General features: G+C 50.1%; 23 protein-coding genes. 16 read left to right on the top strand and 7 right to left on the bottom strand.

Annotation, left to right across the window (positions count from 1 at the left end):
- Positions 1-2 precede the first annotated feature (2 nt).
- From D3D03_RS02400 to D3D03_RS02425, 6 genes are all read left to right on the top strand, one after another.
- Positions 3-437: an acyl-CoA thioesterase gene (locus tag D3D03_RS02400; RefSeq protein ID WP_026833348.1), complete on the top strand. Its 435-nt coding sequence runs from the start codon at positions 3-5 to the stop codon at positions 435-437.
- Positions 438-526: 89 nt separating this feature from the next.
- A complete protein-coding gene (locus D3D03_RS02405) occupies positions 527-1576 on the top strand; it encodes a M15 family metallopeptidase (protein ID WP_233550617.1) in 1050 nt (349 codons plus the stop codon).
- 17 nt (positions 1577-1593) lie between these two features.
- Positions 1594-2214, top strand: coding sequence for a glycerol-3-phosphate 1-O-acyltransferase PlsY (gene plsY / locus D3D03_RS02410; protein ID WP_119922604.1), 621 nt, complete (start codon positions 1594-1596; stop codon positions 2212-2214).
- Between the two features lie 225 nt (positions 2215-2439).
- Complete coding sequence (locus D3D03_RS02415) at positions 2440-3204, top strand: DeoR/GlpR family DNA-binding transcription regulator (RefSeq protein ID WP_012370050.1); 765 nt, start codon at positions 2440-2442, stop codon at positions 3202-3204.
- A 25-nt stretch (positions 3205-3229) separates the two neighbouring features.
- Complete coding sequence (locus tag D3D03_RS02420; protein WP_012370051.1) at positions 3230-3895, top strand: copper homeostasis protein CutC; 666 nt, start codon at positions 3230-3232, stop codon at positions 3893-3895.
- 428 nt (positions 3896-4323) lie between these two features.
- Positions 4324-4962, top strand: a complete 639-nt coding sequence (locus D3D03_RS02425; RefSeq protein WP_026833344.1) for a DUF975 family protein — start codon at positions 4324-4326, stop codon at positions 4960-4962.
- 60 nt (positions 4963-5022) lie between these two features.
- Here D3D03_RS02425 and D3D03_RS02430 read toward each other — a convergent pair whose 3' ends face one another.
- Both D3D03_RS02430 and D3D03_RS02435 read right to left on the bottom strand, forming a co-directional pair.
- A complete protein-coding gene (locus D3D03_RS02430; RefSeq protein WP_119922605.1) occupies positions 5023-5904 on the bottom strand; it encodes an NAD(P)-dependent oxidoreductase in 882 nt (293 codons plus the stop codon).
- Entirely contained in the window at positions 5901-7649 is a 1749-nt protein-coding gene (locus tag D3D03_RS02435; RefSeq protein ID WP_026833342.1) for an ABC transporter ATP-binding protein, read from the bottom strand. The genes D3D03_RS02430 and D3D03_RS02435 overlap by 4 nt, the downstream gene beginning before the upstream one ends.
- Positions 7650-7779: 130 nt before the next feature.
- On the opposite strand from D3D03_RS02435, the gene D3D03_RS02440 reads away from it, so the two are divergent.
- The 4 genes from D3D03_RS02440 (at position 7780) to D3D03_RS02455 (ending at position 12054) form a co-directional block, all read left to right on the top strand.
- Positions 7780-8214: a YaiI/YqxD family protein gene (locus D3D03_RS02440; protein ID WP_119922606.1), complete on the top strand. Its 435-nt coding sequence runs from the start codon at positions 7780-7782 to the stop codon at positions 8212-8214.
- Positions 8215-8288: 74 nt separating this feature from the next.
- Complete coding sequence (locus tag D3D03_RS02445; RefSeq protein ID WP_233550618.1) at positions 8289-9941, top strand: sensor histidine kinase; 1653 nt, start codon at positions 8289-8291, stop codon at positions 9939-9941.
- Between the two features lie 30 nt (positions 9942-9971).
- Entirely contained in the window at positions 9972-11717 is a 1746-nt protein-coding gene (locus tag D3D03_RS02450) for a sensor domain-containing diguanylate cyclase (protein ID WP_119923086.1), read from the top strand.
- Between the two features lie 52 nt (positions 11718-11769).
- Positions 11770-12054: a hypothetical protein gene (locus tag D3D03_RS02455; RefSeq protein WP_119922607.1), complete on the top strand. Its 285-nt coding sequence runs from the start codon at positions 11770-11772 to the stop codon at positions 12052-12054.
- Positions 12055-12106: 52 nt separating this feature from the next.
- Here D3D03_RS02455 and D3D03_RS02460 read toward each other — a convergent pair whose 3' ends face one another.
- Positions 12107-13081: a DUF4003 family protein gene (locus D3D03_RS02460; RefSeq protein ID WP_158583667.1), complete on the bottom strand. Its 975-nt coding sequence runs from the start codon at positions 13079-13081 to the stop codon at positions 12107-12109.
- Between the two features lie 54 nt (positions 13082-13135).
- Complete coding sequence (locus tag D3D03_RS02465; RefSeq protein WP_119922609.1) at positions 13136-13657, bottom strand: DUF1836 domain-containing protein; 522 nt, start codon at positions 13655-13657, stop codon at positions 13136-13138.
- 113 nt (positions 13658-13770) lie between these two features.
- On the opposite strand from D3D03_RS02465, the gene trhA reads away from it, so the two are divergent.
- From trhA to D3D03_RS02485, 4 genes are all read left to right on the top strand, one after another.
- Positions 13771-14418 (top strand): PAQR family membrane homeostasis protein TrhA, encoded by a 648-nt coding sequence (trhA, locus tag D3D03_RS02470; protein ID WP_026833335.1) that lies wholly within the window; start codon positions 13771-13773, stop codon positions 14416-14418.
- Between the two features lie 127 nt (positions 14419-14545).
- A complete protein-coding gene (locus D3D03_RS02475; protein ID WP_158583668.1) occupies positions 14546-16273 on the top strand; it encodes a M3 family oligoendopeptidase in 1728 nt (575 codons plus the stop codon).
- A 46-nt stretch (positions 16274-16319) separates the two neighbouring features.
- Positions 16320-17018, top strand: a complete 699-nt coding sequence (gene rpiA / locus D3D03_RS02480; protein ID WP_119922611.1) for a ribose-5-phosphate isomerase RpiA — start codon at positions 16320-16322, stop codon at positions 17016-17018.
- A gap of 30 nt (positions 17019-17048) precedes the next feature.
- Positions 17049-17306 carry a hypothetical protein gene (locus D3D03_RS02485; RefSeq protein WP_119922612.1) on the top strand — a complete coding sequence of 86 codons (258 nt, stop codon included), beginning with the start codon at positions 17049-17051 and terminating at the stop codon, positions 17304-17306.
- A 39-nt stretch (positions 17307-17345) separates the two neighbouring features.
- On the opposite strand, the gene D3D03_RS02490 is transcribed toward D3D03_RS02485, so the two are convergent.
- Genes D3D03_RS02490 through D3D03_RS02495 form a run of 3 tightly spaced genes read right to left on the bottom strand, consistent with a single transcriptional unit; the run spans position 17346 to position 19116 of the window.
- Positions 17346-17750, bottom strand: coding sequence for a DUF350 domain-containing protein (locus tag D3D03_RS02490; RefSeq protein ID WP_012370068.1), 405 nt, complete (start codon positions 17748-17750; stop codon positions 17346-17348).
- A 12-nt stretch (positions 17751-17762) separates the two neighbouring features.
- Positions 17763-17939, bottom strand: a complete 177-nt coding sequence (locus D3D03_RS16755) for a hypothetical protein (RefSeq protein ID WP_167331061.1) — start codon at positions 17937-17939, stop codon at positions 17763-17765.
- Between the two features lie 55 nt (positions 17940-17994).
- Positions 17995-19116, bottom strand: a complete 1122-nt coding sequence (locus D3D03_RS02495; RefSeq protein WP_119922613.1) for a GGDEF domain-containing protein — start codon at positions 19114-19116, stop codon at positions 17995-17997.
- A 254-nt stretch (positions 19117-19370) separates the two neighbouring features.
- On the opposite strand from D3D03_RS02495, the gene D3D03_RS02500 reads away from it, so the two are divergent.
- Both D3D03_RS02500 and D3D03_RS02505 read left to right on the top strand, forming a co-directional pair.
- A complete protein-coding gene (locus tag D3D03_RS02500; protein ID WP_026833330.1) occupies positions 19371-20810 on the top strand; it encodes a GntP family permease in 1440 nt (479 codons plus the stop codon).
- Between the two features lie 31 nt (positions 20811-20841).
- Positions 20842-21543, top strand: coding sequence for a CoA transferase subunit A (locus tag D3D03_RS02505; RefSeq protein ID WP_119922614.1), 702 nt, complete (start codon positions 20842-20844; stop codon positions 21541-21543).
- Positions 21544-21548: the final 5 nt, after the last annotated feature.

Here is a 21548-nt window from a genome sequence, read left to right on the forward strand (position 1 = left end):
ACATGCACACGATTGAAATACCAGTTCGTTACGCCGAAACCGATATGATGGGGATCGTCTATCATTCCAACTATCTCGTGTATCTGGAGATTGCACGGACGGAAATGATCAAGTCGCTCGGACTCGATTATAAGGAAATGGAAGAAGAGGGATATGTCTCACCCGTCACGAACGTCAACCTCGACTACAAACGGTCGTTGACATACGGCGACGTAGCACACGTCTCTGTCTGGATCGACCATTATGACGGCTTACGGACGATTTATGGATATGAAGTGAAGAATGCCGACGGTCAACTGGCCGTGTCGGCCAAGACAACGCACGTCGTCGTCAAAAAAGAAAACTTCCGGCCGATCCGTCTGCCGAAAGTCTTTCCGAACTGGCATGCCATCTATGAACAGATGCGTGCCGATGACGCCGTCCTCATCTCGAATTAACCCTCAGCCCTCAGCAGGATTTCTTGCGTGAGGGCTTTTCTAATCGCTCGATTAGAGGTAACATAGAATAGCACCAAGGAAGTGGGGAAATGAAAATGAAAAAAATCGTAGCAGTCAGTACATTGGCGCTCCTCCTTGCAGGTTGTAATCCTGGGGATCAGGAAGCGGAAAAAGACACAAAAACAGAAGAACAGGCGAATCAAAACGCAGACGAAAAGGTCGCACAAGATAATGAAAAAAGTGATGCCGAAGTAGCAAAAGAAAAAGAAGCAGCCGAAGCGAAAAAAGAAGCCGAGGCACAAGCAGAAGCTGAGAAAAAAGCAGAAGAACAGGCAGCCGCCGACAAGAAAGCTGCGGAAGAAAAAGCAGCAGAAGAAAAGGCAGCTGAGGAAAAAGCCGCTGAAGACAAGGCGGATGAATCAACAACGGAAGACAAAACCGATGAGACAGCAGAAGAGAAAAAAGACGACGGGAAAACCGACTCTGCACAGGATCCGGAACCGTCGAAACCATCAAAACCGGAGTCGGAGACACCGGACGTTGATAAATCGGATACGAAAGCCGATCTGTCCCTCGGCGAGTTAGTCGTCGTCAACAAAAAGTACAGCTTACCGATCGATTACAAGCCGTCGGATCTAGTCGTACCTGACGTCAGCTTCTCTTATTCCGGTGTGCTTGAACAAAGTTACATGCGGGCACCGGCAGCGAAACAAATGGAAAAAATGTTCGCAGACGCGAAAGCAGCCAATATCACATTGAATGCCGTCAGCGGTTTCCGCTCGGGCGCACGTCAAACGGTGCTGTACAACAACTATGTCGCACGTGACGGAAAAGAAGCAGCCGATCAGTACTCGGCCCGTCCTGGTCACAGTGAACACCAGACCGGACTTGTGTTTGACATCTCGGCTCCAAGTGTCGGCAATGGATTGACGGCAGCACTGGGTGATACAAAAGAAGGAAAATGGATTGCGAACAACGCAGCGAAGTATGGATTCATCGTCCGGTATGACCGTGGATTCCAGTCGCGGACTGGATACACGTACGAACCATGGCACATCCGTTATGTTGGTGTCGGTCCAGCCACACAAATTAAAAATAATGGACAGACTCTCGAAGAATATATGAAGGTCGGTCACTAATACGTTGGAGGTTGACCATGATTGAAATCATCGGGATTTTAATTTTAGGCTATTTGCTCGGATCGATTCCGTTTGCCTTACTTGTCGGGAAGTGGGGACACGGGATTGACATTCGCCAACACGGCAGTGGAAATCTGGGCACGACGAATACGTTTCGTGTGTTGGGGAAAAAAGCAGGGATCATCGTCTTGATCGGTGATCTCGGTAAGGGAGCAGTAGCCAGCCTCGTGCCGATCTTACTCGCTTCGGAGTTGCATCCGCTGTTTGCCGGACTGGCGGCCGTCACCGGACACATCTATCCGGTCTTCGCCAAGTTCAAGGGCGGCAAGGCGGTCGCGACGTCAGGCGGCATGTTGCTCGTGACGAGTCCGATTCTGTTCCTCTTTTTGCTCGTCTCGTTTTTGACGACGTTACGACTCAGCCGAATGGTCTCACTCAGCTCAATCGTTGCGGCAAGCATCGGCATCGTTGTTTCGATAACGATCGGCATCATCGAGCAGGACTGGATCGTACCGACGTTCTTTACGATTCTCGCCCTGTTCGTGATCTTCAAGCACCGTGATAACATCAGCCGAATCCGTCAGGGTACGGAATCAAAGATCAATATGTTTGCGAAAGACAAAAAAGAAATCGATTGATGCGGACCGGTTCATGTCCTACTTCCTGTCAGGAAGCGGGGGATGGACCGGTTTTTTGCCGTAAATCAGACAAACGATTTCAGCGTGTAGACCCTCTTTCTGAAAAATAAACGAATTCAACAACATTTCATAGGAATTACACGTTTTTTTACACCGGATTTACAAGACCTTTACAGACGTTCGCTACACTAGAAGTAGTACTTGTCTGTGAAGGGAGTAGTTCATGTGTCGTTATTAGGAGAGGAACGAAAATCACAAATCATGCAATGGCTCGAAGAAGAAGGAAAAGTCATGACGAAGGATTTGATTGACCGTCTGGATGTCTCCGGGGAGACTGTCCGGCGTTATCTCGAGGAACTCGAGCGGGAACGACAACTGAAGCGGGTTTACGGGGGAGCAATCTACCAAGGCGGCAAACAAGAATCGCCGATTTCAAGACGGACCGATCAATTATCCCGTCGGCTGGCGCGTTATGCGAAAGGCTGGCTGGCGGACTACTCCTGTATCTTTTTAGGAAAAGGGGAGCCGGTCGAACATCTGTTACCGTACTTGAGCGGCAGCGCAACGATTGTCACGAACTCGCTGTCGATTGCCAGTCATCTCGAACAGTGCCGGGAAACGGGACCGTTCCACGGCGAGATACGATTACTCGGCGGAACCGTCGATTCATATGGACAGACGGTTGGGGTCGAAGTCTTGCAGGCGCTTGACGCCTACGCGTTTGACGCGTCTTTTTTGACGTTCGACGGAGCCGAGATCGAGCGGGGATTCGTCAGTGATGACATCGAGTCGTCGTTGATTCAAAAAGCCATCATCGGTCGGACGAAGGATGTCTATGCCTTTTTAGCGTGTGACGAATTCGAGGGCAACCGGAAATATAAGGTCGCGGAATTCCGCCGCGCTAAAATCGTTCTCAGTCCCTCGACCTATCCGCCGTCTTGGGAGATGAAGCTGTTTAATGAACGGGTGAATTGGACCGTCGTCTCATGATACACTAGGGCGGGAGGGATGTATCATGTTAGAAATCATTGCAGCAACAGTAGAAGAAGCGACAGCCGCCGAGCGGGCGGGAGCCGACCGGCTTGAACTCGTCTCGGCCTTATCAGAAGGCGGATTGACGCCGAGTTACGGATTGATCCGGCAGGTCTTGTCTTCGGTCGAGATTCCGGTCCACGTCCTCGTGCGACCGCACAGCAAATCGTTTGTCTATTCGAAAGCCGATCAGGAAACGATCATCACGGACATTGATTTGATCCGGGAACTCGGAGCAGCCGGAATCGTCGTCGGTTCATTGACGGCAGACGGACGTGTTGACGAAGGATTCCTTGGACGAATCATCAAACATAAGGGCGATTTGTCGCTGACGTTCCACCGGGCAATCGACAGCAGTCGTGACATCTTGGAAGCAGCTGAAGTATTGGCTGATTTTCCCGAGGTCGACCGGATCTTAACGTCAGGCGGACACGCGACGGCACTTGAAGGTCAAGCCGTCATCGCCCAGTTGATTGAGCAAAATCCCGACTTGATCGTCTTGCCGGGTTCCGGCATCACGGTCGAGCGGGCGGAAGAATTACTTAAAGCAACCCAGGCGACCGAATTGCACGTCGGATCAGCCGTCCTCGTCGACGGTCAAGTTGATGCTGATAAAGTTGCGGCGCTGAAACAGCTGCTTGCGCGTTAAAAAAGATCTTTAGGGTTTGAAGAAGAAATCATTCTGCTTTTCACTCGCTTTCCTCAGGCGAGACACAAGCCAGTTTCCCTGCCCTTATGGTCAGGGAAGCGGGTCTTGTTTGTCTCTGACAGCGCAAAAAAAATGCGCTTTTTCCTGTAGGAGTCTCATGAAGCGAATCATTTCTTCGAAACGAATGTAGGGAGGCGGACTTTCAAATCCGTCTCCCTATTTTTGGTGAATATAACGATTGGGTCCATTATTTCATTTCGATAGGTATGTTACTTCTCTCATTTCCCTTACTGAGAGAACAAAGTCTTATTAGAGTCAGCTGTCCAAAAATCGACACATCTTGAAGGAATCAAGGCAGGGATTGCTATTTTTTCAAGACAGACTACGGTAAACTATAACAGGAAAGTTGAAAGGTAAAGGAGTTCATCATGACAAATCTACAGTACAAACAAGCTGCACTCGCGACGCTGAAAGGAAAGTGGCTGACAGCGCTCAGTATTTCGATCGTTTACTTCTTAATCTTTGCGCTGGCTGCCAGTCGGATGTCGTTTGACCAAGACAATCTCGACAGCATGCTCCGCTTCGTCGCCCTGAACATCGTCGTGACGATCGTCCTCGCACCGGTTACGGTTGGACGGACGATTTCCTATTTACGTCTCGTCCGTGGTGAGACGGCAGGAATCGGCACATTATTCGAAGGATTTTCATCGATCCGCTTTTATTTGAAGGTAATGGCTGCCTATACGGTTGTCACGTTGCTCGTCTACTTGGGTTCTTTTTTGATCGTACCGGCGATCTATTTTTACCTGATGTATCGACTGGTTCCGTTTTTGTTGATCGACCGACCGGATCTGTCGTTTTTCCAAGTACTCGGGGAAAGCCGACGGATGATGCATGGTCATAAGTGGCGTCTCGTGAAGCTGTACTTCAGCTTCATCATCTGGGGTATCCTCGCCTTACTCAGTACCGTCGGAGTTGTCCTACTGACACCGTATTTCGATACGACGATGGCACATTTTTACGAGCAGTTAAAAAAAGAACAACAGACAGCGACACGTTCCGCGTAAAAAAACGAGTCTGATCCACCCTTCATCGGGCGGGTCAGACTCGTTTTGTCATGTCGTCGCTTAACGTGACGGTGTTTTTTCTTTTAACAGCAAGTAGAGGGCTTGTGTTCCCGATTCGGCATGACCGGAAGCGGCCAGTTCCTCATACAAGTCTTTGACGAGGGCAAGACCCGGTGTCGAAATGCCCATCTCATCCGCACGTTCGAGTGCTAAACGCATATCCTTGATGAAATGTTTGACGAAAAAGCCGGGAGAATAGTTTTCCGCAATGACACGCGGAATCAAATTCTCGAGCGACCAGCTGCCGGCCGAGCCGCTTTTGATCGTCTCGACGAACTGTGTCGGATCGATGCCGGATTTCGTGACGAACAGTAGCATTTCCGCTGTTCCAATCATCGATCCGGCAATCGCGATCTGATTGGCGAGTTTAGCCGACTGCCCTTGTCCCGGACCACCAAAGCGGGCGATCGATTTGCCCATCGCCTCGAACAATGGTTTTACCGTATCGAAGGCTGCTTCTTCACCGCCGACGAGAATCGCGAGTGTCCCGTTTTTTGCACCGAGATCGCCGCCTGTGACCGGTGCGTCGAGGGCGTGAAGTCCTTTTTGAGCAGCCTGCTCCGCAATCCGGATTGCGAGTGCGGGACTTGATGTCGTCATATCAATGACGATCGTCCCCGGGTTTGCCGATGCTAAAATGCCGTCTTCCGCCAAATAAATCTCTTCCACGTCCTGCGGATATCCGACGATCGAGATGACGACGTCGACATCCGTCACGGCTTCCTGAATCGTATCGACGATTACGGCGCCGTCCTGTTCGAGCGGCAGCCCTTTCTCTTTTGTCCGGTTATAGCCTTTGACGGAAAAACCGGCTTTTAATAAATTGCGGACCATGCCTTGACCCATGACACCCAGTCCGATGAAACCAATTGTTTTTGTCATCTGTTACTCCCCCTGGTCGTTTCGGTTTGACCGATGAATTGTTGCGTTACGAGTTTATTATACAAAACATTCGACGCGACGAGGGCGTCATGTGTCCCGATGCCGGAAACACGTCCTTGTTCGAGGACGACGATTTGATCGGCGTGGCGGACGGTGGCGAGACGGTGGGCGATGACGAATGTCGTCCGTCCTTCCATCAGCCGTTCGAGCGCTTCCTGAACGACACGTTCCGACTCGGAGTCAAGACTTGAAGTTGCTTCGTCGAGCAGTAGCAGCTCCGGATCGCGCAGAAGGGCGCGGGCGATGGCAATCCGTTGCCGCTGACCACCGGACAGTTTAACGCCCCGTTCACCGATCTCGGTTTCGTATCCTTGCGCGAACGACCGGATGAATTCGTCGGCATTGGCCATCTCGGCCGCTTCCCGGATTTGTTGCTCCGTGACGTCACCCGTTAAGCCATATAACAGGTTGTCACGGATCGTCCCGGACAAGACCGGCGAATCCTGAGCGACGTAACCGATTGAATTCCGCCAGCTTGCCAGTTCAAACTCGTTGATGGCGTGTGGACCGAGTTCGATCTGACCGGCCGTCGGTTGATAAAAGCGTTCGAGCAGGGCGAACAACGTTGATTTCCCAGAGCCGCTTGGTCCGACGATTGCCGTCGTTTGACCACGCGGCAAGGAGAAGGTGACGTCGTGTAACAGTGTCGTTTCATCATAACCGAACGACAGTTGATTAAAATGAACCGCTGCGAACGGGCGCTCGACCTGACGTGTTCCGTCGGTTTCCGGCTGTTCTTCGAGCAATTCGGAAATCCGTTCCGTCGCTCCGCGTGCTTTTTGCAGTTTTGAGACGAATTCGGTCATCGTCACGAGCGGAGTCATGATCTGGAACAGGTATAACGAGAAGGCGACGAGCTCACCGGCTGTAATCTGATTCGTTGCGACACGGTAAGCACCGAAGCTGATGATGATGATCAGCATCGAAGTCAAGGCAACGTTGAAGACCGGCAGCAAGATGGCTTGGACTTTCCCTTCCTTGACACCAAAACCATACAGATTCTCAATCCGGGTCTGTCCCCGGTCCATCTCATACTCTTCCGTCGCCTGTGATTTGATCAGGCGGACTTCACCCAGCATTTCCGCAAAAAATCCGGATAATCCGGCTAATTCTTTTTGCGTCTCACGGGAAATCTGGTGAAGCTTCCGAACGAGCGGGATGATGATCAATAGCGTAATCGGCACGGCAATCACCATCACGAGCGTCATCTGCCAGTCGAGGAAAAATAAGATCGTGATTGCACCGACGATCGAGACGATCGATGTCAACAGACGCACGAGTTGCTCCGATAATAACTGTTGTAACGTCGTCGCATCATTATTGAGACGCGAGACGAGCTCACCGGATTTCGTTTCGTCGTAAAATGGAATGGGTAAAGCTAGCAGGTGTTTCCATAACATCGTCCGTAAATTCGCGACGATCCGTTGTCCCGCAATATGCAGCCAATAGATGGAAAATGCATTGCTGATCATTTGGACGATGAAGATCACGATGAACAGGGTGATCAACCCGGGTGTCAGGCGGTCGACGGAGAAGTTGTCAATCAAAGACTTCAAGAACCAAGGAATCATCAGGGCAGCGAGTGCCTGAATGATGGAAACCGTTACGGCAGCCGACAGCAGTCCGATCGGTGGTTCACTTTTTTTTAGTAATGATAAAAATGATTTAAATGTAGCAGGTTTCACTTCGGCACATCCTTTCCTGTCTATTGTCTGTTTTATGGAGAAGATGGTCAACTTCGAACGATTCACTTGACAGTCATTCCTGTCGTCACGGACACTAAAAGAAGTGAACGGAAGTAAGGAGTGACAGGACATGAAAATATGGATTGATGCCGACGGCTGTCCGGTCGTGGATTTGACGATTCGCCTCAGCCGGGGATATGAGGTGTTTTTAGTTTGTGACACGGCCCATCAATTCAATCGTGCCGGTGCGAAGACCATCACCATCGGTCAAGGGCATGATGCGGTTGATTTTGCCATCGTCAACCGGATGGCGCCGGGGGATATCGTCGTGACTCAGGATTATGGTCTTGCAGCGCTGGCGTTGGCACGTAATGGACAGGCAATTGATCAGAATGGTCGGATTTTTACGAACGAGAATATTGATTTTCTGTTACATACCCGGCATGTCGGACAGGAAATTCGTCGTGCCGGCGGGCGGACAAAAGGACCGAAGAAACGGACACGTCAAGAAGATGTGTCCTTTGAACAGTCCTTCAGCCGTCTGTTGACCGAAACAACGGATTGAATTTCCTGTCTCAGCAATCGGTGTACATGCTATAATTTTAGACATGAATTCAGGAACCGGAAGGAGGAAACTCATTGAAAAAAGTCATGCGTTACCGTCCCGAAAAAAAAGTCAGACCGTATCGTCTAAAAACCGGTCCTTTCCCGTTAAGTGAAGTGAAAGCGGCCGTGACGACGGATCAAGAGCGCATCGGTCAACTGACACAGGATCTTGTCGAAGTGGAGCATAAATTAAAGCATCGAAATGAGATCATGGAAGCGTTAGCGACACAAAATGTCGAGTCGGCATGTGAGACATTGCTTGTCAAACTGCTTCATCTCGTGAATCTCGAAGCCGGCGCCATCCTGTTGTACCGACGTGAGCAACTGAGCCATCTCGTGACGCAAGGGGTCGAGGACATTGAATTGATTGAAAAAGATTTGGATCAATACTCGGTGTTGCGTCGTGCTTTTGTGATGCGTAAATCCGTCCAGCTTCCAGCGGCGGAAGGGATGTATGAATCGGCCATTCCCGTTCAATCTCCAAGCAATGGAGGTGTCGTCGGGATCATCTATCTTAAGCATCCGTTTGAACAGTTTAATCTGGAACAGGTCGGGGACATCCTCGACCTGTCACGTAAACTGGGTATGACACTTGAACGGCATTTGTTGTTTCATCAGATGGAGCACGAAAAAATCAAAACGTATCAATTGCTCGACTCGATCCGCGAAGCGGTGCTCTATATCGAAAGCAGCGGCGAACAGATTTATGCCAATCAGGCCTTGCTGAACATGTTTCCGCCGAAACTGGTTAATCAGGCGCAAGGGTTCCGCCATGCCTATGAACGGGCAACTTCGTTGTTTGAACATATCGATCAAGCCGATGCTTTGCATGATTACATCGGTCAGTTGATGAACGGGGAAATCCCGGGTGAAACGATTGAATTATCGGCGTTTCGCGGGAATTTGCTGCTCAGCGCTTATGCAGAACGAATTGCGATTGCCAATGTCGAGTGGGGGATGATGCTGGTCCTGCGTGACGTGACGAAGGAAAAGGAACTTGATTTAAAACAATCTGAGTTTGTTTCCATCGTGTCGCACGAATTGCGGACACCGCTTTCCTCGATCATGGGCTTCACAGAACTGTTGATGCGCCGGACACTCGATGGTCCGCGTCAGAAAAAATACCTCGAAACGATCCATTCCGAAACTGTCCGGTTGGCGGAATTGATTGATGACATTCTTGAGATACAAAAGGGTGAAGATCTGACGCAAGGTACGACTAAAAAACGGATGGACTTAAAGAAATTGGTGTTTGAAATGCGACCGATGTTTGACTTGGCAAGCAGTAAACACCGGATTCGTGTTGCTTTTGAACCGGGTCGTTATGAGCTGACGGCAAGTGAAGAAAAAATGAAACAGCTGTTCACGAACCTGATCATGAATGCGATTAAATATTCACCGGACGGTGGACAGATTCAGATCAAGGGCGTCGTGCAGGATCACTTGATCCGCTTGACGGTTGAAGATGAAGGAATCGGAATTCCGGAAAAATCGGTACCGTTTATTTTTGATAAGTTTTACCGGGCCGACAATTCGGACACCCGGAAGATTGGTGGTACCGGTCTCGGTCTTGCGATCTGCCAAATGATCGTCAAAGATCATGACGGAACGATTTCCGTCCAGTCGGAAGAAGGGATTGGCAGTACATTTACGGTCGAGTTTCCGATTGAAATGGTGACAGAGTGAGGCGAAAAGGAGGGGTGATTCGTGGATAATATGCAAATGCGGTATGAAGCGCTGCATCCGCTTGTTGAGGAGATTTTAAAAAAGTTAAGTGAAGAAATTGGCGTCAACACGTTGTTTTTTGCGTTAAACGATTTGAACAGCAACTTCATCGTTAAGGCAATCAACCAAGAAAAAGAACTGATTGGCGAAGGGACGACCCATGTCTACCAACATGTTCTGTGTAAGCTTGTCATTGACGAGACGGACGGGAAGATTCAAATCAACGAGTTGTTGGCGGATCCCCATACAAGTAACCATCCGGTCACAAAATCTCTAGGGAACGGCAGCTTTTTAGGCGTGGCCATCAAAAATGCGGAAAACGAAAAGATTGGGACATTATGCGCATTTGATGATAAACCGTATGATTTTGACGCAAAAGACATCGAGCTGGTTGAAAACTATGCCAACATTATCAGTAAATCGATCAGTGTCGAGACATACGTCATCAAGGATGCCTTGACTGACGTCTACAATGAACGCTATATGAACCGGCTGATTTCCAGCGTGACGAATCAATCGACGTTCCTGATGGTCTTAAATCTCGATAATTTTCATGCCATCAATGCGACGTACGGTTACCGGGTCGGCAATAAAGTGTTGCAGGAAATTGCCTCCCGCTTAAAATACGTACCCATCATCGACCATGTCGTCGGTCGGATGGACGGGAACGAATTCATCGTGTTGGCACCCATCGACGAAGCAGAGTTTGCGGAACACGGCAACACGTATGCGAACTGGATCATCGAGGCGATTGAACGTCCAATTGAAGGCATCAGCCACGAACCGATTCGTTTGACCGCGTCTTCCGGTGTCAGCTTATTGACCGGGGACTATATGAATCGTCAAACGCAGGTTTATGCAGCAGAAGCCTTGATGCAACAAGTCAAGCTGGACGGAAAAGCCGGAACGTTGTTCGTCACACAAAATCGTGCACTCGAGCAACATCCGTTTGAGCACGTTTTGGAAAAAGAACTCGGGCAGGCTCTTGCGCGGGGACAATTTGAATTGTATTACCAGCGGATTTTCAATGCCAATCTCGGCCATACGGTGGCGGTTGAAGCGTTGTTACGCTGGAATCACCCGGTCCTTGGTTTCGTCAGTCCGGCGGATTTCATACCGGTCGCTGAACGAATGGGCAGCTTTGGTCAAATTGGACGATTTACGGTTTGCCAAGCCATCACGGACAGTGTTCGTTTGGAAAAAGAAATTGGTCATCCGGTGACGATTTCAATTAATCTGTCGGCGAGCCAGTTTCAGTCCGATGCGATGCTTGCTGATTTATTGGCATTCGCCAACCAGCCACTGTTCAAACGGGACCGGATTGTCCTTGAAATTCGTGAGGAAGTGTTGCAGACGGGACGCCGTCAAGCAATCGGTCGTCTTGAATCATTGCGTCAGGCCGGATACCGCTTGAGTGTCGATCATTTTGGCAGTCACTATGCGTCACTGAATTCGTTACTCCGCTTACCGGTACAATCGGTGAAACTGGATCCGATCTTCACCCGGCGATTGGCGCAAAATCAGCTCGAACAGTCGATGTTACAGTCCGTCTATGCGTTGACGCAAGCATTAAATATTGCTTTGGTCATTCAAGAAGTCGAGACGGTTTCCCAATTCCGTCAGATCACGTTGCTTGGTGAAAAGTTGTATGTCCAAGGACATTACCTCCATCACCCGCAACCGATTGCGAACTTGATTGCTGATTTTTCAAAAACCAGCCATACGCTCGATGTTTAAGCTGAGTGCGTGAGGGAATACTCTTAACATCACAGATTGAGGGGGACTTTTCATGGCACAGCAACACGACAAAGAAACAGATCCAATTACTTCGGGCAATCGGATGACGAACGATGAAATCGCAGGACGCGATGAGTCAAATACCGAAAAACCAAAAGCTAAACAAGATACAGACAAACATGACGACTCGAAAGAGGAGTCAACGGATACACAACAACAATCAGAGGATGTCTCGGATGAAAATCCATCAACGGATGAAGAAGCACCCGATTTATCACATGCATCCGATGACGCATCAGATGTAACACCATCCGATGAGGACAACCAAGAGCGTTAATTAAAAACACCTTCTGCTTCGGCAGAAAGGTGTTTTTTTGCCTTGCAATCGATTAATCACCACCGCCCCCGCCGCCGTCACCCCCGTCAAATCCGCCGTCCGCCATACCACCATCCGTGGCATGGGACGTATCGGTCAAATCGACCGGAAACAGATAGACCGGCAAGAGACTGGACGTATCGTCGAGCGTAGAAGGGGAGAACGGTGCAAACAGCTGGTGCAGCGTCGGATGATCGGCCAAGTACAGCCGGACAGCCGTCAGAAACACGAGGTCTTTGCGGTACTTGAAGTGAGGCGTGTTCCGAAATTGGTTCGCCAACCCCTCTAGTGCCGCTTGATGCATCCTCGGGTCACCGAGTAAGGCGAGTAAACCGTGAAACGACAAGGGAATGCCGTGTTTCCGGTACAGGTTTCGCGACTGAACGACCTGTTCGATATACGTCGCCTGATCGTCCTCCGGTAACAACGCGAGCAGCAGGGCGGTGACGTACGTTTGCTGCGAACGGCCAAATCGTTTCTTCAGAATGTCATACGTCGCCTCGATCCGTGCATGAATCATCGACATCTCTCCGCGACGCAAGGCGTTCAGGAACAAAAACGACACGAGAAGCGGGGAGACGATGAAGCGATGAGATTTTTTGGCAAGCTGATACAGTTCGACTGTCCGTTGCAACTGTGGATCCGTTGCTTCCAATCGGCTGATCAATAAGGCGGTGGAATAAGCGTTCAGCGGGTGGACGAGACGATGTGTTGAAAAAAAGCTGTGGATGGAGATCATTTGCGTAATCCGTTCGACGGGAGAAGCATCATAGGCATGGATCTTTGAAGCGAGCAACAGGGCCTGCGTCTGATGGGAACGGAGATGTTCCTCGAGATAGGCCGCCGTGTGTTCAAGATCAGAGAATGCCGGTGACTGTTTTCCGACAGTCGCATCAAACGCCAGTTCAATCAAAATGCCATCCTGATAATTCACGAAATATTGTCCGGTTTCTTCCAGTTGCGCCAAAAAACGTTGCCCGATCTCCATCTGATCCACCTCGCTCTTCATTTTCCCTATTTTACCATGAGATGACTCAGAAAGTTAATCTTCTAATTGATCAATCAACCGTTCGGCTGCCCGGCGATACAAGTTACTCATATGGGCAAGTGATAAAATCAGCTGCAACTGTTCGAGATGATCCGATTCGTCCGGCAGTTGCTGTTGTGCTTCAAAACGGGTCTGATTAGCTGCTGTCGTGCCGAGATAGGTCTGATAAAACGCTTCAAGATCGATTGACTGACTGGTGACGCCCGCATTTAAATCCGTCAGAATCGTTTTGATGTCGTTGATTGAAAAAGTTCCTTTGAGCTGATAGATCAGACTGATCAAGATGAGATGGTCTTTCGTGTATTTCTTATTCGTCACTGGGAAAAACAGTTTCTTTTTGGCATAATTGTTGATCATCGTCTTCGTCAGAATCGTCTCGCCTTTTGCGCGGGTCGTCTCCTCGAACGTCCGTTCAAACAGTTGGATGACTTGATCCATGTAGAGATCGATGTTCGGAATATCCGTTAATTCCAATTGTCGATCGAGTATTGGTTTTGGTTGATCTGCTTGTGTCATAAAAAAACCTCCAAAAAAATAATCCGGAATGACTTCCTATTTCTCTAGTGTATGATAGAATGTTCATATAACGCCATGTAGTATTAAAAACTACATAACAACGGAGGGAAATTATGAGAACGTACATGAGAGAACCAATCAACGGCTTGACCCATCTCGGAGGAGCAGTCTTCGCCTTCATCGGGTTGCTGGCACTGGTCATTAAAGCATCACTGGAACGAGGCGCCGGCTTGCCGATCGTCGCTGCCATCATCTTTGGTGTCAGTATGATGGCACTCTATTCCGTCTCGGCGACCTATCATATGGTACTGGCGAGTGACCGGGCGATTGCGACCTGGAGACGACTGGATCACTCGATGATCTATTTATTGATCGCCGGATCCTACGCGCCGTTTTGTCTGATCAGTCTGAACGGACCGACGGGGTGGGTCATGTTCAGTATCGTCATGCTGATTGCCGTCTTCGGCATTACCTTTAAACTCGTCTGGTTCAACAGCCCGCGCTGGTTGTCGACGACACTTTACATCGGGATGGGCTGGATCATGGTCTTTGCGATCACACCGCTCGCAGCCGTCTTGTCACCGATGGGGATCGCACTGCTGTTCCTCGGGGGGATTTTCTATACGATTGGTGGAGTCATCTACGGTTTGAAACCAAACATCCTGTCGTTTAAGCATCTTGGTTTCCATGAGATTTTCCACGTGTTCGTGTTACTCGGAAGTCTTGCTCATTTCCTCTGCGTCTATTTCTTCGTCATTTAATGGTTCCGACATCCTTTCCATCAAGCGAAAGGATGTTTTTTTGTGGAAATAACTAGAAAAAAAGGACTTGTCTTAAACGGAAACGAATGGAGGGAGGGACAGAAAAGGCTGAAAAGGAGGAATGGGTATGTCGACCATGACATCGCGTTGGCAGCTGAACGCCAGCTATACAACGGAAGAGGTCAAGCAAAAGTTAGAGTCGTTACAGCAGGAACTTGACCGGTTCGAAACCGTCGAAGCACCGATCCGGTCGCAATTAGTGACACTTGAGCAGCTCATGTGTCAGGTCGAAGAGCTCAGTGATTTCGTCTATTGCCTGTACGCAGAAGACGTGTCGCGTCAAGAGGTGCTTGATCTGCTCGAGCAGACGGATACGTTGCAAGCAAGTCTTCAGACGGGTGAAACCCTCTTCGAGGAACGACTGCGGACATTGTCAAACGACGAGTGGACAGTGTTACAGCACAAAGAGGCGTTCTATTACCTGACGGAACGCCGTGCCATCATGGAACGGCGCCTGCCGGCAGAGCAGGAACAGTTGATTCAGGCATTGGCAGTCGACGGATTTTCTGCCTGGGAACAGCTGTATGAACAACGTTTGACCGGATTACGACTACCCTTGAATGGAGCAACGGTCACGATCGGACAAGCCTGGCATCAGGCGGTCCACGGTGCAACACGGATCGACCGTCAAACGGCAGCCGCCGCTATTGCAAAGACTTGCGCCGCTGCACAGGACGACTTTGCGATGATTCTGAACCGGATTGCCGGATTTCGATTACAGGTGTATGCAAAACGCGGCTGGGACGATCTCTTGACGGAACTCTGCGAACAAAATCGGATCAAACGACCGACGATCGAAGCGATGCTGACGGCGATTGATCAACATCGTCCGTTGTTCCAGTCGTATTACGAACGGAAATTGCGTCTCGCCCAAATCACGGAACCACAGTGGCACGATTTAGAGACAAATACCTTCAAATCGGACCGTACTGTCTCGTATGCGACGGCGCAAACGATCATCCTGAAACAATTTGAAGACCTGCATCCACGGTTGGCCACCTTTACGAAACACGTATTCGAAGCAGGGTGGGTCGATGCCGAAAACCGGCCCAATAAAGCGGAAGGGGGATTCTGTGCCTCATTTCCGGTCCTTAAAGAAAGCCGCATTTTCATGACGTACCGCGAGGCGTATCAGGATGTCGTCACGCTTGCCCATGAACTCGGTCACGCCTATCATAATTCGTTGATGCACGATCTGCCGTTCCTTGAGCAAATCAAAGGGACGAGTATCGCCGAGACCGCATCGACGTTCATGGAAAACCTGGTCCTCGACGCCGTCATCGAACAGTCGGCAGGTGAAGAAAAAATGGCGATGCTTGAGACCAAAATCAACGAAGGTTTAAAATACGTCGGGATTGTGCCGAACATGTTCCGGTTTGAGCAACGTTTTTATTCCGAGCGGAAGCAGGGACCGGTCTCGAGCGCACGGATCGCAGCCTTGATGCAGGAAGAAGAAGCCGGTTTTTACGGGAATCTGTTGGACGAGGCGGCTCCGTTTAAATGGATCTGTGTCGGTCATTTTTATGATACGGGCAAGGCATTTTACAACATTCCCTATACGATCGGTTACTTGTTGAGCAATCAGTTGTATACGAGGGTCAAACAATCCAAAGCGGCGTTCAGCGATCAATTTGAACCGCTGTTACGGGCATCGGGCCGGGCTTCGATCGAAGAGCTGGTGGAACAGTATCTGGACGGGGAACCGGATGCGGTCACTTTTTGGCAAGACGCACTTGAACCGCTCCGTTCAGCAATCGAACTCTATTTGCAAGAGACGGCAACACTCGTCGATTGAAGTAAGCGTCAACCGGGAATAGATAACTAACGAAGGAGGGGTGCTGATGTATGAGCAAGAGAAGAAGATGCTGGCGGAAGCGGCAATCAAGCAGGTCAAGAACGGCATGGTCCTTGGTCTTGGGACCGGTTCGACAACCTGGAGTTTCATCGATGCCTTAGGTGAATGGGTCAAAGCGGGCGGCGAAGTGCAAGGGGTCGCGACATCCAACGAGACGGTTGAACAAGCGAAACGATTGAACATTCCCCTCCTGTCACTTGAAGAAACAACCCATATCGATCTCGTCATCGACGGGATCGATCAAATCGACCCACGGTTCCGTGTGCTCAAGGGCGGGGGCGGTGCGTTATTCCGGGAAAAAGTCGTCGCGCTGATGAGCCGGGAAATCCTTTACTTAGCGGACGCCTCAAAATTCGTGCACCACTTGACCGGACCGTTACCGGTCGAAATCGATGCGTTTGCGAGACCGTATGTCGAGCGTTATCTGCGGGACAAGCAGCTGGACGTGACACTGCGGGAACACGAGGGTAAACCGTTCGTGACGGATGGCAGACATTTGATTCTGGATGTGGACCTCGAGCGGGTCCAGGATGTCCGTCATTTTGCCCAGGAACTAAAAAGTTTGACGGGGGTGCTCGAAACCGGTTATTTCGAACGACAACCGGATCACGTCCTGACCGTCGAACAGGGAAAAGTCCGACAGTTGGCCCACCCGAACCTCCGGGACGGGGGAGGGCTTGTCTAAGCTGTGTTCTGACAGAAAGAAGGGGAACCGATGCGATTACGAAAACGGTATGTGTTCGGAGCGAGCGTTTTGGCCGGTGCCGGTCTGCTTTTGCTGAAGAACAAGGACAAGAGGGAAGCGGATCCGTTAAAAGAGTATTTAACGCATCTCGATCAGGATTTGAGTCCGGATGCCGATAAGGATCCGGATGAAGTCGGTTTGACGAAACTCGATTCGATTTACCGGGCGGAGTGGCAGGCAAACGGCTATCCCCGCTCCCAAAAAGAACTCGAAGACTTGGAAAAATGAAAAATGCCAGCACTCCGACGTCCGGGATGCTGGCATTTTTTAATATGTAAGGGAACCGGCGATGATCAGTCCGATTGAAATCGAGAGGAACAGAAGCAGTAAACCGACGGCTTCGTTATTGGCATCAATTTCTTTTGTCATGCTGAGACGCGGAATGATTAAATCAGCCAAGTAGAACAAAACGATTTGGAAAACGATTGCCAGTGCTCCCCACAAGACCATGTCGAGAATGCTGACCGAGTTCGTGATGCTTGAGTACAGAACAATCGCAAGACCAAGGATTCGTCCGCCGAATGCATAGACAGCCGCTTTTTTCCCTTGACGGATCAGCTCCATCTCTTTTGATTTAGTCGTCACTTCAAACAGGACAACTCCGATTGCAAGCAGGAGCGTCGCGACACCGATGTACGCGAGCGTTGATAAAAACAGTTCACTGAAGCCCACACTGATTCCCCCTTAGGAATGATTTGATTTTTTTTGTTCTTTCCGTTGTTGCCACGAGACGTAGCCTTCGAGCATCGCACCGACTAAAATACCGGCCGAGACATACAGATAAAAATTATCCCCGATGAAGCCGAACAGGAGACCGAGGACGAGACCAATTAAAATATACGGTCCTTTTGCCAATTTCATAACACTCACCTACCTCACTATCAAACGTAGCCGATTTTACCGGATTCGTCCATCCCTAATCGGAGTGACGGGCTGATGCGACTTCTTCTTGAAGCGAAAACAGGGTGACGCGATTCCGGCCGTTTTGTTTAGATTGGTAAAGCGCGGCGTCGGCATCGGTCACGATGTGTTGAATCTGTCCGGTCCTTTCCGGAAAACTGGCGACGCCGAACGATGCCGTCAAACGGAGTCCAACACCAGAGGACAACACAAACGGAGCGGCAGCGATCCGTTCCCGTAACTGTTCCGCGAGTGCCAACACTTTGACGACCATTAATCGTTCAACGAGAACAGAAAATTCTTCACCGCCGTTTCGGGAGACATAACCGGAATCCGTCACCCCGTCATGCAGCCGTTTTGCAAACTGCCGTAAAACCTCGTCGCCCGCTTCATGACCATACGTATCATTGACCTGTTTGAAATGGTCAATGTCGACCGTAATCAAAGCGATTTCCCGAGAATGGAGGATCGTTTGTTGTTTTAAATCTTCCAAGTGATCGGTAAAGGCACGGAAATTATGAAGTCCCGTCAAAAAATCACGTCGTGCCGTCTGTTGCAAGGTCTGCATCGCGTGCTTCGTCAGCCGAATATCCCGGATGATGACAAGGGCAAGCCAACTGCTGGCAAATGACGCCGGGAGAACGACACTTAAAATGTCGAGGATGAGCCCGGTGTCGAACAAGACATATGTCAAGACGAGTCCATGCAGGACGGTCGCATACACCGTGACGACCGTAAATGTTTTTCGGGAGTAGAGCGGCAACCACCTGACGATCAGCAACGTTCCGCCGGCAACCAGTAAAATGAACAGACAGGCTGCAAAAGCCGCCGCATTCGTGTTGACACTGAACCGATAGACGATAATGATGATCGTCACGATACAGGTCGGCAGCGGACCGGCGAAATAAGCGGCGACGATGACCGGAATATGCCGTAAATCGACGAGGACACCCGGAACCGGTTCGATTGTCAACTGCATCAAGAGCAACGACAGGATACTTAAACTGAGTCCGTACAAAATCCGGACCGACCGTTTGGAGTCGACGGTAATCGGGTGGGGCGATAGTTTTCCGAGCAGATAAAACCCGCTCATCAATAAAGTCAGGTTATGGAGCACGTCGTACAAGATCGATTTCACACCGATTCACCTTACTTTCATCAACAATTCCTTCTATCGTTAGAATACGCCAACGCATACAAAAAGTCCTGTTCATTCAAAAGATTTCTCCAAGAGGCATCAAAAAAAACAAAATGTGTCTATAATGTGAAGTTATAGAGTCTATAAGCTGTACTTATAGGTTATCGAATTTTGATTGACCGTTCTCCGATTCAATTGTTAAATGGGGAAGAAGCAATTGAAAGCGCTTACTAAAAACTAAAAGGAGATTCACCATGGAACTGATCATCATTCTTCTTGCCTTATCTTTACTCATGTTCGTAGCGTATCGTGGCTTTTCGGTCATCTTGTTTGCTCCGATCTGTGCATTATTCGCGGTTCTGTTGACGAATCCGGATTGGGTCCTGCCGTTCTTCTCGAATATCTTCATGGAGAAGATGGTCGGCTTCATCAAAGCTTATTTCCCGGTCTTCTTACTCGGAGCCATCTTCGGGAAAGTCGTTGAGATGTCAGGGATTGCCGAATCGATTGCGAAGACGATTATTCGGATCATCGGCGCCAAACGGGCGATTCTGGCCATCGTCCTGCTCGGAGCCATCTTGACGTACAGCGGTGTCAGTCTGTTCGTCGTCGTCTTCGCCGTCTATCCGTTCGCGGCAAACTTGTTCCGCGAAGCAAACATCCCGAAACGGTTGATTCCGGGAACGATCGCGCTTGGAGCGTTTACGTTCACGATGGATGCCTTGCCGGGGACACCACAAATTCAAAACGTCATTCCGACGACGTTCTTCAAAACAGACATCTATGCCGCTCCAATCATGGGAACGGTCGGCGGACTGATCATCCTGACCGTCGGGATGATGTATCTCGAATCGCGTAAACGTAAAGCCCATCAGGAAGGGGAAGGTTACGCCGGATTTGAAGCGACGGCAGCCAGCAGCGCTCCGCAGATGGAGTTGAAAAACGAGCCGGAATTGACACTTGAGACGGCGCAACAGCCGGTTTACCGTCAAGTGTTGGCCTTTGTGCCGTTGATTTTAGTCGCCGTCATGAACAAGTACTTTACGCTCGCGATTCCGAACTGGTATCCGGAAGGCTTTGACTTCGCGGCGATTGGTCTGGAAGCCTTCGGCAAAATCGAGACGCCGGCCGTGCTCGCGATCTGGTCGGTCCAGATGGCCTTGATCATCGGTATCATCTCGGCGATGCTCTATGATTTCAAAAAAGTCCGGACGAATTTCCAAGCCGGTCTGAACGTCAGTATCGGCGGTGCCTTACTTGCCGTCATGAATACGGGAGCCGAGTATGGATTTGGTGGCGTCATTGCCGCCTTGCCGGGATTCAAAACCGTCTCAAGCGGAATCTCGTCGACGTTCACCGATCCACTTGTCAACGGCGCGGTCACGACGACGGCACTTGCCGGTGTGACCGGTTCAGCATCCGGCGGCATGGGCATCGCGCTCAGTGCAATGTCAGATAAGTATACGCAAGCAATCACATCAGGCGGTGTCCCGCCGGAAGTCATGCACCGGGTCATCTCGATGGCGTCCGGCGGAATGGATACACTCCCGCACAACGGGGCCGTCATCACCTTGCTTGCCGTCACCGGGTTGACGCACCGTCAGTCGTACCGTGACATCTTTATGATCACGATTTTAAAGACAGTAACGGTCTTCTTGATGATTGGTCTGTATAACCTGACGGGTCTTTATTAAACAGCTGTACTTACAAAGGGGGAAATGAACGATGCAACAGGGGAAAATCTACGATTCATTTACGGAAGCGACAGCAGATATTTTTGACGGGGCGACGCTCGTCGTCGGCGGGTTCGGCCTGTGCGGAATTCCCGAAAAATCAATTACCGCCTTACAGGAACAAGGCGTCAAGGAATTGACGGTCGTCAGCAACAACTGTGGTGTCGACGATTTCGGACTCGGCATCTTATTGCAATCACGCCAGATCAAGAAGATGGTCTCGTCGTACGTCGGGGAAAACAAGACGTTTGAGCAACAGTATTTAAGTGGCGAGATTGAAGTCGACCTCGTACCGCAGGGGACACTTGCGGAGCGGATTCGAGCCGGCGGCGCGGGCATTCCCGGCTTCTACACGCCGACCGGTGTCGGAACACCGATCGCGGAAGGCAAGGAACAAAAACAATTCGACGGAAAAACGTATTTGCTTGAAGAAGGGATCGTCGGTGATTTTGCACTCGTCAAAGCCTGGAAAGCGGATAAACTCGGCAACCTTGTTTTCCGTAAAACGTCACGCAACTTCAATCCACTGGTCGCGACGGCCGGGAAAGTGACAATCGTCGAGGTCGAAGAACTGGTTGAAGTCGGTGAACTGGATCCAAACGAGATTCATACACCAGCGGTTTACGTCCAGCGCATCATCGTCGGGACGGACTACGAGAAACGCATCGAACGCCGGACAGTCCGGGAAGCATAAGGGGG

The organism is Exiguobacterium sp. RIT452, assembly GCF_003598705.1.
In the GTDB taxonomy this organism is placed as follows: Bacteria; Bacillota; Bacilli; order Exiguobacteriales; family Exiguobacteriaceae; genus Exiguobacterium_A; species Exiguobacterium_A undae.